20 protein-coding genes are annotated in these 16,870 nt (G+C 35.2%); 10 read left to right on the top strand and 10 right to left on the bottom strand.

Annotation, left to right across the window (positions count from 1 at the left end):
• Positions 1-2: 2 nt before the first annotated feature.
• From KXZ66_RS21955 to KXZ66_RS21910, 10 genes are all read left to right on the top strand, one after another.
• Complete coding sequence (locus KXZ66_RS21955) at positions 3-389, top strand: hypothetical protein (protein WP_043940289.1); 387 nt, start codon at positions 3-5, stop codon at positions 387-389.
• A 17-nt stretch (positions 390-406) separates the two neighbouring features.
• The gene (locus tag KXZ66_RS21950) at positions 407-2,053 is read left to right on the top strand and encodes a hypothetical protein (protein WP_106074208.1); all 1,647 of its coding nucleotides are present in this window, start codon (positions 407-409) and stop codon (positions 2,051-2,053) included.
• 8 nt (positions 2,054-2,061) lie between these two features.
• Positions 2,062-2,541, top strand: coding sequence for a DUF4376 domain-containing protein (locus tag KXZ66_RS21945; protein ID WP_009968709.1), 480 nt, complete (start codon positions 2,062-2,064; stop codon positions 2,539-2,541).
• Positions 2,542-2,579: 38 nt separating this feature from the next.
• The gene (locus KXZ66_RS21940; protein WP_013603356.1) at positions 2,580-2,786 is read left to right on the top strand and encodes a hypothetical protein; all 207 of its coding nucleotides are present in this window, start codon (positions 2,580-2,582) and stop codon (positions 2,784-2,786) included.
• A 41-nt stretch (positions 2,787-2,827) separates the two neighbouring features.
• Positions 2,828-3,097: a hypothetical protein gene (locus KXZ66_RS21935; RefSeq protein ID WP_009968664.1), complete on the top strand. Its 270-nt coding sequence runs from the start codon at positions 2,828-2,830 to the stop codon at positions 3,095-3,097.
• A gap of 1 nt (position 3,098) precedes the next feature.
• A complete protein-coding gene (locus KXZ66_RS21930; RefSeq protein ID WP_106074209.1) occupies positions 3,099-3,392 on the top strand; it encodes a hypothetical protein in 294 nt (97 codons plus the stop codon).
• Positions 3,393-3,405: 13 nt separating this feature from the next.
• Positions 3,406-4,722: a LysM peptidoglycan-binding domain-containing protein gene (locus KXZ66_RS21925; RefSeq protein WP_181190201.1), complete on the top strand. Its 1,317-nt coding sequence runs from the start codon at positions 3,406-3,408 to the stop codon at positions 4,720-4,722.
• Between the two features lie 107 nt (positions 4,723-4,829).
• Positions 4,830-5,807, top strand: a complete 978-nt coding sequence (locus KXZ66_RS21920; protein WP_106074211.1) for a tyrosine-type recombinase/integrase — start codon at positions 4,830-4,832, stop codon at positions 5,805-5,807.
• 114 nt (positions 5,808-5,921) lie between these two features.
• On the top strand, positions 5,922-7,541 hold the full coding sequence (locus KXZ66_RS21915) for a ribonuclease YeeF family protein (protein WP_106074212.1): 1,620 nt from the start codon (positions 5,922-5,924) through the stop codon (positions 7,539-7,541).
• Between the two features lie 11 nt (positions 7,542-7,552).
• Entirely contained in the window at positions 7,553-7,969 is a 417-nt protein-coding gene (locus KXZ66_RS21910; RefSeq protein WP_106074213.1) for an immunity 70 family protein, read from the top strand.
• Positions 7,970-7,994: 25 nt separating this feature from the next.
• Here the strand turns inward: KXZ66_RS21910 and KXZ66_RS21905 are convergent, their stop codons facing one another.
• The 10 genes from KXZ66_RS21905 to KXZ66_RS21860 form a co-directional block, all read right to left on the bottom strand.
• Entirely contained in the window at positions 7,995-9,206 is a 1,212-nt protein-coding gene (locus KXZ66_RS21905; protein WP_106074214.1) for a PIN domain-containing protein, read from the bottom strand.
• A gap of 50 nt (positions 9,207-9,256) precedes the next feature.
• Entirely contained in the window at positions 9,257-9,535 is a 279-nt protein-coding gene (locus tag KXZ66_RS21900; RefSeq protein WP_106074215.1) for a hypothetical protein, read from the bottom strand.
• A 100-nt stretch (positions 9,536-9,635) separates the two neighbouring features.
• Positions 9,636-9,965 (bottom strand): type II toxin-antitoxin system PemK/MazF family toxin, encoded by a 330-nt coding sequence (locus KXZ66_RS21895; protein ID WP_009968519.1) that lies wholly within the window; start codon positions 9,963-9,965, stop codon positions 9,636-9,638.
• Positions 9,965-10,102: a hypothetical protein gene (locus tag KXZ66_RS21890; RefSeq protein WP_013603347.1), complete on the bottom strand. Its 138-nt coding sequence runs from the start codon at positions 10,100-10,102 to the stop codon at positions 9,965-9,967. Before KXZ66_RS21890 ends, KXZ66_RS21895 begins: the two co-directional genes overlap by 1 nt.
• Before the next feature lie 124 nt (positions 10,103-10,226).
• Entirely contained in the window at positions 10,227-10,502 is a 276-nt protein-coding gene (locus KXZ66_RS21885) for a hypothetical protein (protein ID WP_106074216.1), read from the bottom strand.
• Positions 10,492-10,950: a Rho termination factor N-terminal domain-containing protein gene (locus KXZ66_RS21880; RefSeq protein WP_106074217.1), complete on the bottom strand. Its 459-nt coding sequence runs from the start codon at positions 10,948-10,950 to the stop codon at positions 10,492-10,494. The genes KXZ66_RS21885 and KXZ66_RS21880 overlap by 11 nt, the downstream gene beginning before the upstream one ends.
• A 497-nt stretch (positions 10,951-11,447) precedes the next feature.
• Positions 11,448-11,741, bottom strand: a complete 294-nt coding sequence (locus tag KXZ66_RS21875; protein WP_009968711.1) for a hypothetical protein — start codon at positions 11,739-11,741, stop codon at positions 11,448-11,450.
• Positions 11,742-11,793: 52 nt separating this feature from the next.
• Positions 11,794-12,702, bottom strand: coding sequence for an ArdC family protein (locus KXZ66_RS21870; RefSeq protein WP_043940279.1), 909 nt, complete (start codon positions 12,700-12,702; stop codon positions 11,794-11,796).
• A 126-nt stretch (positions 12,703-12,828) separates the two neighbouring features.
• Positions 12,829-14,823, bottom strand: a complete 1,995-nt coding sequence (locus KXZ66_RS21865) for a DNA gyrase subunit A (RefSeq protein ID WP_052500202.1) — start codon at positions 14,821-14,823, stop codon at positions 12,829-12,831.
• 120 nt (positions 14,824-14,943) lie between these two features.
• Complete coding sequence (locus KXZ66_RS21860; protein WP_082044621.1) at positions 14,944-16,860, bottom strand: toprim domain-containing protein; 1,917 nt, start codon at positions 16,858-16,860, stop codon at positions 14,944-14,946.
• Between the last annotated feature and the right edge of the window lie 10 nt (positions 16,861-16,870).

Genomic DNA, 16,870 nt, shown 5'->3' with positions numbered 1-16,870 from the left:
TAATGGGAAGTGTTGATATTGCTTTTACAAATTCTTCTCAGGTTGCTCAGAATGCTCAAACCATTGCAACAACCACTCAAGAAAACCTCAATGAAGTTAAAAACAATATCGTTTATAAAATAGATATTTTATCTACGAACGGTACCTCTTTCAAGAACGGATTAATAGATACCACCCTCGTCGCCGTTGCATTCAAAGGTAAGGACAACATTACAAGCAGTTTGCCTTCTTCGGCATTTATTTGGACAAAAACAAATGCTGATGGTACATCTGATGACGAGTGGAATCAAGCTCATGTCGGAGTTGGGAATACCATAACGATCACATCTGAAGATGTATATAGTCGAGCAACATTTCAGTGTGATCTAGATATAGAAGATGAAGTGTAGTAAGGAGCGAATGTTTTATGGCTATCGTAGCAAGTGGTCAAACAACTATTATGGATATGAATGATGCAATTATTTCAGGTACAGCCCCCACCTCCCCCACTGTCGGTACCCTCTGGATTGATTCCTCTGTCTCTCCAAACGTTTTAAAAAGTTGGAATGGTTCATCTTGGGTAGTTCAATCCTTAGCATTATCAGGATTAGATCCAGCTGCCAATACAACTTTGACAAATACAACTAAGACAGCTAATGAGGCAAAATCTACAGCTGATGCAGCTAAAACAGCTGCGACAACAGCCCAAACTACAGCTAATGGGAAAAACAAAGCTTTCCGACAATCTACCCAACCAACTGGAACATTAACTGCTGGCGACTTATGGTTTGACACCGCTAACGGAAATAGAGTTAGCATTTACGATGGTTCGAAGTGGGTTTTATCGCAGTTTGGAAATGCTGCAGTTGATAATTTAGATGCTGGTTCAATTACTACAGGTACTCTAAAAGCAATTGATATTTCAGCTTCATTTGTTGATTCAAACGGTCAGGTGAATGGCACTTATTTTGATGGTGATGAATTTAGATTTATGAAATTTAAGTCGGGTGTTAGTAATCCAGATTTAAAGAACCCAAACACTTCAGATATTGAACAACTATCGAAAATATTTGTTGATGGGTTTGCTTATGCGACAAGTACTTCTGCTTATGGTCTCGGGTCTGCTGGTCTCTTCTATGAAGGTGTAGGAGAAGAAAATATAGGCGCATGGTCGATTGGTTCTAGCGCGGCAGGGACAATGACCGTAGTTTCTGATTCTAATATTGATATTGAAGTTGGATCGGGCCAAACCATTTCTTTATATGGAAATGTCTTTCTCGGTGGTGACTTGAACGCTAGCAATCACAATCTCAATAACGTCAACCATATTACAATCAATGACGCAGGTGGTGGCGAAGGCATTGAATGGCTTGGCGGTAACGGATGGAAAATCGTTGAGTCTGATAACAACCTATCTAATGTTTCAGCCGGAGCTTTACAGATTGCAAGTGGTGGTCAAAGAAGAATGTCTATTTCCACAGCTGGTAATGTGTATCTTTCCGGAACTACCTTCAAAGGAGAGTCGGGTGGGACTACTCATTTCGCTAGTCAAGGTGCAGCAAGACTGGTAAGTGATGGTGGTGCCGAATTCCTAGTCGGATCAGATGGTACAGGTTCACGTGTTTGGTCAATGGATATTTACAATAGAACCTATAGTTCGTCTCCAAACTTATATATCACAGGTGCTGGGACCCTAGGGAGAAGTACATCGGCTCGAAAATATAAATTATTAGAAGAACAGATTTCCGAAGAACTTCCTTACAACATCTTGAAACTTAATCCGAAGACTTGGTTTGATAAATCAGCTGTAGAACAATTAGCTGGGGCCATTGAGAGAAGTGAAGATCTCACTGACTCAGATATTCCTTACCTTGAAAGAATAGGTGGATTAATCGCTGAAGATGTTGAAGATGCTGGATTATCCTTATTTGTTCACTATAGTAATCCGGATGAAAATGGTCACCGTGAAGTTGAGGGCCTAATGTATGACAGACTATGGGTTTTGTTAATTCCATTGGTTAGAGAACTCTTTAATCGAGTCGAAACCCTTGAAGAAAAACTTAAAAGGAGATAAAAGCATACATGATAACAAGAATTGAACAACAAATGCTTGATAAAGGTATCTCTTCTTTTACTCAATATGATATGAACACTTTGATTGTAAGAATTGCCGACAAACTCGGAAAGCTCCCATATGAAATTACGGAAGATGTAATACTTCAACATCATAAAAATCTAAAAAATGATCTTCTCTCAGAAGCTTGTGAAGAAGAAATTATTAAAGGGTTCACAGCATCAAACGGTCATGTGTATAGAACTAATCGGGACGATCAAGTTAATATGATTGGTCAAAAGGACATTTTAGATGACACAGATTCTGCAGAACCAATTAAATGGAGAACAGAAGATGCTGGTTGGATAGATCATACAAAAGATGAATGGCTTCAGATATACAAAGAAGCTTTTGATTTTAAAAAATCCACCCTACTTAAATACGCTTCACTAAAGGATCAAGTAAACAACGCGACGACACATGATGAAATCGTAAAAATAACTGTCTGAAATAAAACTAAACTCTAGAAATATAGGGAGAGAATTCAATGAATGTAAACCCAATTGAATTACACCAGCTGATCATTGAGGATTTGAAGCAACAAAACTCTATTTTATCCGAACAAAGATCAACTCAGGTTGCTATTAATAAGTTGGCTCTAAAAAGAATCGAGGAATTACAAGGAACGGTTGCACAACTTGAGTTGAAAGTAAAAAATCTCGAAGAAGAATTAGGAAAATCAAGCAAAAAGTAAGGCACTCATTATTGAGTGCCTCTTTTTATGGAGGAAAACAGATGGAGCAAAAAGATTATGAAAGAATTGCTACGTTAGAAACACAACTAGAAACTCTATCTAAGGGACTTGAGAGAATTGAAACGAAGTTAGATGCTTACTCAACAAACTTTATTACAAGGCTTGAAGCAGACATCCATTTTAAAAATCTCGAAAAAGAAATTGATGAAATCAAACAAAACAAACGAGCAAATAGCGCACTAATAGTAAGTTGTTTATCAGTAATCCTCTCAACTGTTTTTGCGCTAATAAACTTAATTGGAGGTAAGTAAGATGATGAAGTATCTAAGTGATATTGAATGGTGGAAACACCTTGCAACTAATGTTGGTGGTGTTTTAACAGCGATTCTTGGATTTTTAAGCATTTTAAATCTTCACTTTGATTGGTTTAGTCCAGGATCGATTGATGCGTTTACAGCAATCATCATTGCTATTGGAACTCTATTTGTTGGTTCATTCTCGACAATTGTAAACACTTACCTAACTAAGCACAGCAAAGAGAAAGCAAAACAGGTTGCTGATAAATATGAAGAATTAGTTGAAAAAACAGCTCAAAAATCTAACTAAAGAGGCGATTAAATTGAATAAACTAATTAAAACCGTTAGTGCGCTAGCTCTTTCTTTAGGGCTAGCTTTTTCTTTTGTTGCTCCTAGTTATGCGTCTTCCCTTCCATCTGTTGACTTCATTGATGTATCACACCACAATGCCGAAAATGGGTTACCTCTATCATTTTATCAAACAATCAAAGGATCAGGAGTGCAAGGTGTAGTTGTTAAAGTTTCTGAAGGAAGCTATTACGTTGATCCTACTGCATCCGTTAATATTGCCAATGCTCGTCAAGCAGGTATGATTGTCAACGCTTATCACTTTGCTCGTTATACAAGCAATTTCGCAGCGAAGAAAGAAGCGATTTGGTTTGATAAAAAGCTTCAGTTGGTTGGATTTGATAAGAAAAAAGATGGCTATGTAACCATTGATGTTGAAGCTTCCGGTCTTGGCACAGCCTCACAAGTAACTGAGTACACCAATACTTTCATCAAACAAATGAAAGCTCTTGGTTATAGTCGTGTAGATTTGTATACCGGATCTTATTACTACAATGGGCAGCTGATACCTAGCAAACTCGTAGTAAATAAACCTTGGTTGGCTTCTTACCCAGCAAATCCAGTAAAGAACAAACCTACTGCCAAATTCATAAATGGAAAAGGTGCTTGGCAATGGGCTTCTGATTATAAATTTATCGGTATGTCTAGATACGGTAATTTTGACGTTTCAGAAGATTACGCAGGTAAGTACACAAAGAAAACGTCATCTACCCAAGTGGTTACAAACGGAGTTGGAACCATTAAGGTTGTTTCTTTAGTAGATTACATGAAATCTAAAGGAATGAATGCTTCTTTTTCTAACCGTTCCAAACTGGCTGCAGCTTATGGAATTGCAAATTATTCAGGAACTCAAGCTCAAAACCTCGCTCTTTTAGAGAAGATTAAAACTGGAACCCCAGTAGCAAAATCAAACACTTCTAACAGCAAGCTAACAACATCCACTTCTAAATCTTCTTCCTCATCTTCTTCTAAGACAACAACTTATAAAGTTAAATCAGGAGATACCCTTTCAGAAATCGCTGTGAAGTATAAAACTTCTGTTTCTAAAATCGTGTCTCTCAACAAATTAAAGAACCCTAATAAGCTTTATATTGGTCAGAAATTAAAAGTGCCGGTGAAAGCTTCTGTTGCTAAGAAAGCTGCCTCCAAAACTTATTACACAGTGAAAAAAGGAGATAGTGTTTCTAAGATTGCTGTTAAATACAAAACCACTGTTTCTAAAATCAAAAGTCTAAACAAACTTAAAAACCCGAACAGGATCTATGTTGGACAAAAACTTCGGGTTAAGTAATCAGTCTGGCTCCTACTTTTTGTAGGAGTCCTTTTTTTACTATGCTCCCCTCCCCTGGATCATCAGATAGACATAAAATTTCAATTTTATAATAAGGAGTCGGTCAAATGGCTAAAAGAAATGCGATTTATAGCGATGAATTATATGCTCAAGTTAATCGAGAAAATAAGGACCTCCTTGATGATTACATATTGGAAATGAAATCACGGAGAAAAAGTGAAAAGACCATTTATCAGTATACGGCTGATATTAAGATGTTTTATTGCTGGGCCGTAAAGAATCTAGGTAATAAATCGATCTTAAAAATGAAGAAACGTGATTTTCGTAGGTTCTTTCTCGAGCTTCAAGATTCAGGTACATCAGCTGCACGAATAAACCGTGTTCAATGTTCTCTTAGAAATATGCTTGAATTCGCAACGGAAGATGAAGACGAATATGATTATGAGATTAACGCCATGAGAAGCATTAAAGGACTTCAAAAAGAAGAAGTTCGAGAAATCTTCTTCCTTACAGATGAACAAATAAGGCTAGTCGTTGATTATCTATTGGAGAAAGGTAAATATCAGAAGGCTCTTTATTTGACTCTATCCTATGAATCAGCTGGACGGAGAAATGAAGTATACCAAGTTAAAAAGCACGGATTCCTTGAGAACTCTAAAACAAATGAGGTTGTTGGAAAACGAGGTAAGAAATTTAAACTCTTATATTTCTCAAAGTCTAAAGAGATTGCACGACTTTACTTTGATCAGCGTGGAGAAGATGATATTGACTCCCTTTGGGTTGTTGGGAAAGGAGAAAGTAAACGACCGGCCACATATGAAACCCTCTATAATTGGACCGTAAGCTTCAGATCAATTCTTGAAGAATTAACTGGAGAGTATATTGCTTTTAATCCCCACAGCTTTAGGCACTCAGCCCTCACTAACTACCATGACGGTAATCATTATGTCCTTAAAGAATTAGGCAAAGACAAATTTGATTTAAAGGTCCTTAAAACTCTAGCAAACCATACGAGCGTTGAAACAACAGAAGGTTACCTTCCTGACCGTGATCAAGAAATTCTTGAAGAAGCTTTCGGAATTTAAGAAATAAGTCGCAGGTCCAAATTATCATTTTAAGGATTAATTCTTCATGACCACCCCTTCTTAATTTTCCCATGGTAATATTTTGATATTAAACTATTAAGAAAGGATATGGTCATGAAGGTATTTGAAGCGAAAACACTTCTTTCAGAATCAGAAAATCGAGCAAAAGAATATAAAGAATTAAAAAGCAAAATGGTCAAATTAAAGAAGGCCTTTAAAGCTGTTGCTGACTTAGATGATAGTGAGTTTTCAGGAAAAGGTGCCGATAATATCAAATCATTTTATGAGGATCAAGCCGGCGTTGCTGATCAATGGATTGATCTGATTGAAATGAAAATTGCTTTTTTAACAAGTATTCCTGGTATCTTGGAAGACGCTAACTTATCTGATGCATACATAGAGGAATCCTTCTTAGAACATGAGTTGGTTAATGCTAATACTAAATCAAAGGCCATCATGTCTGAACAGAAAAAAGCAATCAAAGACATCTTAAATGATATACAAGACATCCTTCCCCTAGATGTTTTTTCAACAGAAGACTTTAAAGATAAATTATCTTCTGCTGATAAAGAACGAAAAAACACAGTCGAGAAAATAAGCGAAGTTGATGAAAACTTAACATCTGAATATGCTCTATCAGAATCCAATGAACAAATGATTCAGGCAGATTACCAGGCCTTGATTGGGGCAACTTCAAAAAGTAAAAGTGCTTCGCCCATCTATTATGATGCTAAAGCATATAGAGACAGTGAAGTCCACAAGATGGCTGAGGATGTTAAAAAACAATCGACTGATTATATCTCCTTTAAAGATCAACAGGCTGAGCAAAGAAGGATTGCAAAAGAACAGGAAGAGCTTGCAAATCGCCCATGGTACGAAAAGACATGGGATGTTGTTTGTAATTTTACAGGAGAAGTCTCTGGATATTATGATTATAAAAGGGCTGCCGATGGAGTTGACCCTGTAACCGGTGAAAAGCTAACTGAGGGACAACGAGTAGCAGCTGGGGCAATGGCTGCTGCAGGTTATGTTCCTATTGTGGGATGGGCCGGTAAATTAGGGAAAGGTGTAAAAGCTGTTTATTCAACAGGCAAAGCTATCTCTAAAGCCGAAAAGGCCCTGGAAGTATATAAAACGCCTAAAACATTCTATGCTCTTCAAAACTCGAGTAAAGGGCTATACGGACTTGCTTCGGCGAATGGCTTTAGTGAAGCTATAACCGGTCGAGATATGTTTGGGAATAAAATATCTGATGAACAACGGCAGAATAGTCTTAATCAGGCTCTCGGCGTTCTTGGTGGATTTGGATTACGTGGAGTGAGCAAAAAGTTAAATGCAACAAATTCTAGTGTTTCTAAAAGACCGTCCTGGCGACAATCTGAAATCGATATTGGCAAAGAGTATCCTGGATATAAAGATCAAGTATCTTTCAAAGATAGAACTGAAGTAAAACATGGGACAAAGAATAGTTCTCGACCAGACTTTTATGATACTGGGCATAGTATTGAAGTGAAAAATTATAAATTGACCACATCATCAGGAAGAAGCAATCTTGTTAGAATAGTCTCCAATCAATTTAACAAAAGATTAAAAGACTTGCCTGAAGGAACCAAACAAACTGTTATAATAGACGTACGTGGTCAAGCTGTATCAAGAGATATTTTAAGAGATGTTAAACGAAAAATAGACGAAAGAACAGATAGTAAAGCTGAAATAATATTTAAAATGGATTAGAGGTGTAAGATATGGCTGTAGGTTTTATGGTTGACTGTTTTTTCTATGAGGCCGGACATGGTGATTTTGTTCATTCATTCTTCTCAACAATCTCATATCACCTAGAAAAAGATGGTTGGGGAACAAAATACCCTCTGTTAATGAATAACTTATATCATGATAAATTAGAGTGGTCAGACGTTCCAGCAGCAAGAGAAAATTTAAAAGAAATCGAAGGAGAACTTTCAAAACTTTCTCCTGAAAAGGTTATTTGGGATATTGAAGACTTAACAAAAAACCCTCCTTGGGGAGATAACATAAGTCCAAAAGTAACCAACTTATCAAATTATTTTGCAACAAACGACGGCCAGACTTTCTTCGAGGTACTCTATAAAGCGATGGATGCTTCAGAAGAGGACAAATGTGATATGACTATCCGAAATGTATAAAGACCCTTTATTAAGGGTCTTTATTTTAATAAATATTTCTTCCAACCTTCTGGGATAGCTCTATCCGGCGGTCTGTTGGTATTAAAGTACTCTCAATATTAGCAGAATCACACTCGAAGTTAGAAATTTTGGAGTCTAAATCAATAAAGAAAGATATAGGTACAGTAAATTCCACCCGATATAAAGAAGCAGGAATAGGAATATCATGATAGATTGCTGATACAATATTTGTTACGCTTAAATCTGCTGAAATTAAAACTAAGTCTTCTACGATTAGTTTTTCTTTAATTATTAAATTACTTATATGGCCTTTAGTCGCGTGAACATCATGAATATCCAATGAAAACGGAGAAGTGGCGACTTTTGAATTGATTTTATTTAATGACTTTTTCATTTCATCTCTAACAATAAGCAAATGATCATATTCATTTAATAAGCTCAAAACGTCTTTATTATTCAATTGATCTTTAAATTTATTTAGTTGAAAATACGTCGTTTCATTTTCCATATTTTCTTTTATGTGATGGAAAATTTCATTATGCATCTCAAGGTGACTTTTAAATCTTTCATCCTGATTGACCAGATCTTTAATACTTCTATATAATACAAAATTATCGCAATCCTTTAATAACTCAGGATGTAGTACAGAACTAGAGTCTATACAAGTTAAGTCAAAAAAGTCATTTACATTATTAGTAATAAAATAACAATTTTCCAGACTATTTTCTTTTACAAAAGTTGAATAGGTTAACCAAAACACAGCATCTCTAAACTCGTTTTTTTTCTTTCCATCAAAGAACGGTGCTTTTCTGTTTATAGCTCTTTCAATCAAATCTTTCATAAGACTATCATAGGGTTCTAAAATTTCTATTATCCCTTCTTGTCGGAGTTCATCATAATATTGGTCAAATTGCTGTTGGCATTGTTCCTTTGTATAAGGAGATTTAACTTCTTTCTCTGTCCCCATGTAATCTTTAATTCCATCATTAAACTGCTCAAAATGAGAAAACAATTCATCGATTTTTTCAAAGTATTTATTTTTGGTTTCTGCGTAAACTACGGATGATATGTATATTTTGGATCTTTCATGTAAAAATTCTGAGTCATATCCAGTTTTCTCTATGAATTCTCTATCCATATGTAAACTCATTCTTACCATATCTATTAATTGTTTATTGTGGTTATTTCTTAGAAATGGATCACTAAATAAAATATTTGTATCTAAAAAGAAGTTCACTTCTGCACCCCCGATAACTGAAATAAACAAAAAGGACCTAAATGGTCCTATTAATTTTTAAATCTGTTTAAAATCATATCGTGTTTTCCAACCTGTTTAGAAAGGTAATCAATGTCTTTTGTAATATCATTGGTTTGTTTATCAATTTTCTTGAGAAGAACAATTACGTCTTCGTTAGTGTTACTTTCTTTCTCTGTCATCATTTCTAGACGCTGTTCGATATTATCAAGGCGTTTTTCAACAGAATCAAATCTCTTATCAATCTGCTCAAATCCCTTGTCGAACTTCTCAGATAGAGATTGCATAAGTTTTAAAAGTTCATCAGTCATGTAGATCACTCCTATAAAACATTATACATTAATTTGTAAGGTATCTCATGAAATAATTTACGGATTTTAATATTGAATATTCCGAAAATTCGAGAGCCACTTAATGTGACTCTCCTATTATGTAATTCACCACGCTATCAGTAATCCATTTCAATTGTTCCCCTTCAATTTTTCCAACTTTGAAGATCAATCGATTGGCATTGATCGTATAAAGTTTATTGGTTCTTACAATTGAAGGTTTGATTAGCTCGATCTCTTTCCAATTTTCTAGGACCAAATCAAATTTGGTTCGTGGTGGTTGGCTTGATAATTTTGCAATCGTAACATCAAATTCATTTGGACCAGAATAACCAACTATTATTCCAGGTCTTCGTTTACCACTGTCAGGATCATGATACATCCAAATATCACCCTTAGAGTGATTACTCATTAATATTCATCTCCTTCATCCAGGATCTGAATACCTTTATTAAAATAAAGATCATACATCAAATCGAGTAATTTCCATCTTTCAGCCGGTTCCATATTTTTAATTTTTTCAAGGAATTCATATGCTGTCTCTTCCATCGTTTTTCTCCTTTCATCTATCTCTTACATTATTAATTATACCATTTATTGGAAGTTTCGTACACTCTTTTTTGTAAGTTCTTGTCGAATTTTGTCAGTATAAGTCAATAAAAAATGGCAAAGCTTATTTGGCTTCACCATTTACGGATTCATATCTCTTAGCTCCTCCACCAAGAAAATATTCATCATAAACTTTATCCAAGACTTTTTTCTTTTCTTCTTCAGGTAACTCTTCAATAAGCTTCAACATTTCATCTGCTGTATATTGTTTCATGATAATCACCTTCAAATTAGACTGATTATCTTTATTATAACAAATGGTTGAACTTTGATTAATTAATTTTAAATTCTTAAAGGTCTGGTTACCCTCTTTCTTATTTGTTTCTTGTTTAGTTAGCATATTTGAACAAGTAGCCTCCTTCGCGATACTTATAACCTGCAGCAGTTTCTTCTCCAGTCTTAAGAGATCGCTTAACCCATCCAACGTTTGTGATTTTATTTTCAGTTACCCAATTAAAGGTTTCCATAAGACCATCAATGGTTTGAATTAGTTTGCCATCTTTGTAAACTTCAATTTTTCTCTTCTTAGCCCCACGTTTCTTATGAGAAGGTTTTTCTTCTACTACCATTATGTTTTTTTCTGCTTCAATCACCTTCTTAATTTGATCGTTGTTAAGCATTGCTGCAGTTTTAATTCCAAGATCTTTGGCTTCAGAAATCAATTGGGATCTTTCAATCGCATAAATCAATTGAGTCCGGTTCATATCCCAACGACCAGTAATGTTCATTTCCTTTGCAATATTACGTAGTTCCTTAACAGATTTCGCGGATAATTCAGTAGTTGTCATTTAAGTTACCTCCGATTTTATATAAAAAATTAATTTGATTTATCTCTCTTACATAAATTATTATACCATTTTATGGAAGATTCGTACATACGTTCGCACGGTTAAATTCTATTTTCATGGTCTTAAATTGGATAATTATAAGAAGGTTCGGATAAAAAATCATATTCCTTCACCAAAAAAAGATGCTTTACAGCATCCTTTCTATATTTATTCAATTAAACATGTTTATAACGATGCAGAACATCCAAGTGAATACACAGAACATAACAAAAATGATCATCCACATAACATCTGATTTTGTAGAGAGCTCGAAATAATCACAAACGGATTCAAAAGCTGATTGAATAAGAAATAGAAACGGAAAAGTTAAGGTTCCGATTTTCTTCCAAACTGTTACACTCTTTTTCTTGGAAATTTGTAAAATAAAGTCCATTATGGTATATTCTCCTTATCGACAAATCCTTATTAGAAGGTCAGGTGTGGGAACACCTGGCTTTTTATTTATTTATTTTAACGACTTTTAACTGGCCATACTTATCTTTGTAATAGAAGTAAGTGTAGGTTCTTCCTTCCTTCAGGTGTTTTCTGTACCATCCATTGTTTGACATTAAGACTTTATACTTCTTTCCAACTTTAATCTCAAAGAAAGTAGGATCGGCATATCCGTTAAACTTACCTTTAACATGGTAGACCTTTCTTTTCTTCGTAGCATCAGCTTTTTCTGGATGAACCCCAGCGACAGTTGTAAAAACAAGTCCAGCAGCGAGTACTCCAGCAATTAATTTTTTCATTTCTCATTTCTCCTTTTGTTATAAAATCAACATTTTATGTCTCTAAAAGCATTTAAATGGCTTCTGTGAGCTTCAAATCATTTTCAATATATTCCCCTTCAATAAAGTTTAAAATGAAATCTGAGGCTTTCTGGGCGTGTTGTGAAGCCGATATTATCAATCCCCTATCTTCTTTTATCCGGCATAACCAGTTATGTAAATAAGAAACGGAATTTTTTTGTTGATTTTGATCTTCAATTCCTAACATTGAGAGAATCATATTTGCTCCGATCTCAGCGACTAATTCTTCTTTGGAATAACTTTCACTTCCGAAAATAGTTTGGCCTGGGGCGTCCTCAAATCTCTTGAGTCGAGTAATATGTCCAGTGCTGTGAATCATTTCATGAAATACTGTTGAGTAATATTCAGTAACATTCTCATACTGGTTAATAGATGGCACAGTTATTGAATCAAGAGTTGGGTTATAATAAGCTCTATCTGAGCCTACTTTTATATTAATTTGGCACTCTCTTTTGTAAGCGCTTACAACTCTTTCAGCAGATTCAATCGGATCGTTTATAAAATCAGCAGTGTCATCTGCTATCCCATCGACATCTGAAGCATGGAAGACGTTATAATACCTGAAGATAAAGTTCGGACGATCTTTTTCACGATCTTTTTCACTTTCTTCGTCCTCTCCTCTTTCAACAGGCTTCCAAAAATATATTTTATAAGACTTGCTGCCTTTTTTCAGTTTGACTTCAGGATTTTTCCTTTGAAGTTCTTGGATCTGTTTAAAGGTTAAATAGCTGCCTCCTTCCAAGAGTAAAAGGTTTATTCCCTGATAAGGAATTTTCGTGATATAGTTTTTAGGCATTCCTCCTTTCCAGGGTTTTCTCCAAGGTGCTGGACCTCCATTCTCAATGGCTTCCTCCAAAGCCCGGATGATACGATCTTGAACATACTCATAAACCTTCGACACAATATGACCTCCAATAAAGTAGTTGAATTATTTATCTCTTACATAATTAATTATAATCCAACATATGGAAATCGTACATATTTTTTTGTAGAGATTTGTCGAATTTTGGCAAGAAAAAAGGGCAGCCTAAGCTACCTCAATTTTCTTAAGTTTCCTTGATGGAGAAGCATAAACACCAGTAGCGTTTCGGCCATTCGTTAAGTTGAAGTTTTTTGTATCAACGGTTAACTTTGATTTATCTGTCAGGAGATTTAGGCTAACATCATCCTCTAAAGTAATCATGTCTAACAGGTCTTGCTTTAAGCAGTATGAGTTTTTAAGGATCGTCCGGTTACCCTGGAATGCTTCTAGATTGATTTTTGCGATCCGGTTATTCGAATATGCTGCAATAATAAACTTATGAGTGCTATCTAAAATAGAATACGAAACAATAGTTATATTTTTATCCCGAATCATATTCGGCAGATACGTCCCAAGAGCATTGGCTCGTGTCTCGTCAATATCCTTAAGTTCGACTTTATGACAAACTCGGTCGGATCCAAAGATAAGGATCTCGGCTTTATTTTCTGTTTCAAAAACTTTTAAAACTTCATCCCCAGGTTTTAGATTAGGTTCCTGATTCCCTTTAAACTTGTAGCAATAACCTTCCTTAGTGAGATAGATTGTTACTGCATAGTTCGGTACCTCTTCTACAAGACGAACTGGTTTAACTTCTGTAAGTTCAACTATTTTTGTTCGTCTCTCTTTTCCGTATTTCTCCTTAGTTTCATTCAAACCCTTAATAATGATTTGATTTATTTTATCCTGGCTTTTGACGATCATCTTATAATTCTCGATTGTTTTCTCGAATTTATCAATATCCTCAATTTTCTTAATGATGTACTCTCTATTAATGTTTCTCAACTTCATGTTGGCCACTTCTTTAGCTTGTTCGAAGTCTATTCCAAAATGCTTTTGAAGATTTGGTTCAATCTGATCTTGGCTTGATCTTCTAATGATTTCAATGGCTTCATCAATATCCAACAATACCTTCTCAAGACCTTGGAGTAAGTGTAATTTACGAGTCATTGTTTCAATATCGTGAGACAATCCACGCTTAATACAAGTTGTTCTCCATTCAAGCCATTTATCAATTGTTTGCCAAACTCCTAAGACTTTGGGAAGATCATCAACAAGCATATTCATGTTCGCTGAAAATGTTGATTGCAACGGAGTGAATTTATAAAGCTTTTCAAGCAGCACATTCATATCTGTATTTCGACGGGCAGTTATAGTGATTAGCATTCCCTTCAAGCCTGTCAGATCTTTAACATCAGTTACTTCTTTTAGCTTGCCAGCTTTATTTAATTCAACGATTTTTTCAATGATTGCTTCTCGAGTTGTCGAGTATGGAATTTCAGTAATGTGTATCTCATTTTTTACAATTTCAGCTTTCCCTCGGATCTTAACTGTTCCCCGACCTTCCTCGTTCATTTGGCGAAATACATTATCTTCTTTAACAATTAATCCCCCAGTTGCAAAGTCTGGAACTAGAACCGTTTTTTCTCCCGTCTCAATATACTTAACAATAGCTTCGGTTAATTCTTTTAAATTGAATGATGGAATAGACGAACTAAAACCAACACCAATCCCTGAATTTGAGTATGCAAGTATTGAAGGGAACTTAACAGGAAGTACTTCAGGCATCTTCATTGTTCCATCATAGTTATCTATAAAATCAACAACATTCTTATCGAAGTTCTGCATCATATCAATTGAAATTTCAGAGAGTTTTACTTCAGAGTATCGATCAGCTGCCGGCATTAAATCTCTTGAAGTGTATTGTCCAAAGTTTCCTTTTCCTTCGAGCATGGGAATGATATGGCGATCTTTTTGGACCATACCAACCATACTTCCATAAGAACTACCATGAGGGTGTAACTTCATAACCTGTCCAGCAACATTTGCTGATTTCGTGAATTTAAAGGCTTTTTGTAAGTACATAGAATAAAGTATTCTTCGATGAACAGGTTTAAGTCCATCTCGAAGATCTGGTAGAGCTCGATCGAGTAAGATATAGGCAGAATACTCCATCATATTGTTTTCAATGATTTGTTCTATGTTTTTGTTTGTAGTAGTCAAGTTAAAGTTACCTCCTGGTTATTGAAAATTCTCATTACGTAATCTTTATATCTAGTCTTTCTAAAACGTAAATGAGAATAAAAAAGATTGGCAATTTAATTGCCAACCTTAGAAAAGCTATTAAATTGCTTCTTCAACATACTTATAAAGATTTTCTGAAATATATTCTCTTCTGTTATCAACGCTGCTACCCATCCAAGTTTCTAAGGACTCAATCATATTTTCAGCGTCTTCAACTGTCACTTTTATAAGGTTCCGTGTCTCTTCATTCATCGCTGTTTCAGCCATAGTAACTGCATCAAGTTCCCCAAGACCCTTACAACGAGCAATTGTGTATTTACCCTTTAAAGTGTTGATCTTTTGGTCCTTTTCACTTTCTGAATAGAAGTAGATCATTGAATCATCTTCCAATTTGATTTCATAAAGTGGTGTTTGAGCTATATAAACATAACCTTCTTCAATTAGCTTCGGCATTAGTCTATAGATCATTGTAATGATTAAACATGCTATTTGAGCTCCATCAGAATCTTGGTCAGTAGCAATAATAATCTTTCCATAACGAAGGTTATTAATATTAAACGTATCAAGGTCCTTGTTCTTTTTGTCAGTTTGAATACCACAACCGAGAACCTTAATCAGATCAGTGATAATTTGGTTTTTAAAGATAGTCGTATAATCTGCTTTAAGGCAGTTCAAAATTTTTCCACGAAGTGGATAAGCTGCCTGATAAACTGCATCTCGAGCTAAAACAATTGAGCCTAACGCAGACTGGCCTTCAGCAATAAAGATTTCAGAGTCTTTGCCATGCTTCTTACAGTCGACCAAGTTCGCCACTTTATTTCCAATACCATCGACCTTTTCACTCAGCTTCTTTTTGAGCTGCTGTTTAGCCTTTTGAGACTGAGTATTATGTTTTTGAACTTCAAGTAAGTGATTAACGAATTTTTTGAAGCCTTTTTCATTTTCTATTTGGAAAACTTCGAGAAGTTGGGTAGTATGCCTTTGGGCTAATTTTCGATAAAGCTTCTTATCAGTTGAAAGTTTGGTTTGGTTTTTAAATTCAACTTTATTTGATAAAGCCACCAAGACAAAACTAACGCTCGATTCAATGTCTTCTGTTGTAAAAGAATTAATTCCTTTAGGGAATAACTTATTTTCTCTCGCATATTTATTACAAAAGGTTTTTATCCCAGTTATAACGCCGTCATTAAAGGAACCCCCATCAGAAAGGTAGGTTAAGTTCAAATAAGACTCCTGGATTGGATCGGTTGTTGTTGAAAAAGTAAGCTTTATTTGAGTTCGTTCTCCATCTTCTTCGTATAAAGAATCTGGTGCTGTAATCACTGGAGAAGTTGTTGTGCTGCCAATCAGTTCCTCAAAATACTCTTCAACACTTTCATAATGGAAAGTCTCTTCTTCACCGTTATGAATGAAGATTAATTTAATCTTATGTGAGCCAATAGCAAACCTTCTTACAATTTCTCGGACGACATCTTTGTCATAAGTAACCACGGGATAAACTTCAGGATCCAATTTAAAAGTTATAACTGTACCGTGGCGGTCTTCACTTATTTTTTCTTTTGTTAAGTCCTGAACGAGTTCCCCACCATTTTCAAATTTTAAGGTGTGTTTATATCCATCGTAATAAGATTCGATATAAAAAAACAACGAAGTAAAGTTGAGAACTGTCGCCCCTACACCATTAGTACCAGTAGTAGTCTGTTCGCTCGTTTCATATTTTGTAGAGGCAAACAGGGTTCTAAACAATAATTCATAGTTTTTAACACCATCGGTTTCCCCATCAATGGGTATCCCTCGACCGGTATCTGTAACCCGAACAGTTTGAAGGTCATCAAACAATTCAAGGGTAACTATTCCTTCATCAAAATTATTTATAACTTCATCAGTTCCATTAGCAAGGATTTCTTTCAAACCATGATAATAGTTATCTGCTGATCCATACCAAATTGCAATTTTTTCTCTGGACTTCTCTCTATCGTCCAATCTTTTAATCTTGTCTTGATTAGTAGTAGTCAAGTTAAGCTTC

It is taken from the genome of Bacillus sp. LJBS17 (assembly GCF_019334685.1).
Lineage (GTDB): Bacteria > Bacillota > Bacilli > Bacillales > Bacillaceae > Bacillus > Bacillus subtilis.
This window is presented reverse-complemented; position numbering and strand designations above follow the sequence as displayed.

Coding starts and splice junctions, on each gene's coding strand:
- KXZ66_RS21955 (WP_043940289.1), top strand. CDS start 3: ATGGGAAGTGTTGATATTGCTTTTACAAATTCTTCTCAGGTTGCTCAG.
- KXZ66_RS21950 (WP_106074208.1), top strand. CDS start 407: ATGGCTATCGTAGCAAGTGGTCAAACAACTATTATGGATATGAATGAT.
- KXZ66_RS21945 (WP_009968709.1), top strand. CDS start 2,062: ATGATAACAAGAATTGAACAACAAATGCTTGATAAAGGTATCTCTTCT.
- KXZ66_RS21940 (WP_013603356.1), top strand. CDS start 2,580: ATGAATGTAAACCCAATTGAATTACACCAGCTGATCATTGAGGATTTG.
- KXZ66_RS21935 (WP_009968664.1), top strand. CDS start 2,828: ATGGAGCAAAAAGATTATGAAAGAATTGCTACGTTAGAAACACAACTA.
- KXZ66_RS21930 (WP_106074209.1), top strand. CDS start 3,099: ATGATGAAGTATCTAAGTGATATTGAATGGTGGAAACACCTTGCAACT.
- KXZ66_RS21920 (WP_106074211.1), top strand. CDS start 4,830: ATGGCTAAAAGAAATGCGATTTATAGCGATGAATTATATGCTCAAGTT.
- KXZ66_RS21915 (WP_106074212.1), top strand. CDS start 5,922: ATGAAGGTATTTGAAGCGAAAACACTTCTTTCAGAATCAGAAAATCGA.
- KXZ66_RS21910 (WP_106074213.1), top strand. CDS start 7,553: ATGGCTGTAGGTTTTATGGTTGACTGTTTTTTCTATGAGGCCGGACAT.
- KXZ66_RS21900 (WP_106074215.1), bottom strand. CDS start 9,535: ATGACTGATGAACTTTTAAAACTTATGCAATCTCTATCTGAGAAGTTC.
- KXZ66_RS21895 (WP_009968519.1), bottom strand. CDS start 9,965: ATGAGTAATCACTCTAAGGGTGATATTTGGATGTATCATGATCCTGAC.
- KXZ66_RS21890 (WP_013603347.1), bottom strand. CDS start 10,102: ATGGAAGAGACAGCATATGAATTCCTTGAAAAAATTAAAAATATGGAA.
- KXZ66_RS21885 (WP_106074216.1), bottom strand. CDS start 10,502: ATGCTAACTAAACAAGAAACAAATAAGAAAGAGGGTAACCAGACCTTT.
- KXZ66_RS21880 (WP_106074217.1), bottom strand. CDS start 10,950: ATGACAACTACTGAATTATCCGCGAAATCTGTTAAGGAACTACGTAAT.
- KXZ66_RS21875 (WP_009968711.1), bottom strand. CDS start 11,741: ATGAAAAAATTAATTGCTGGAGTACTCGCTGCTGGACTTGTTTTTACA.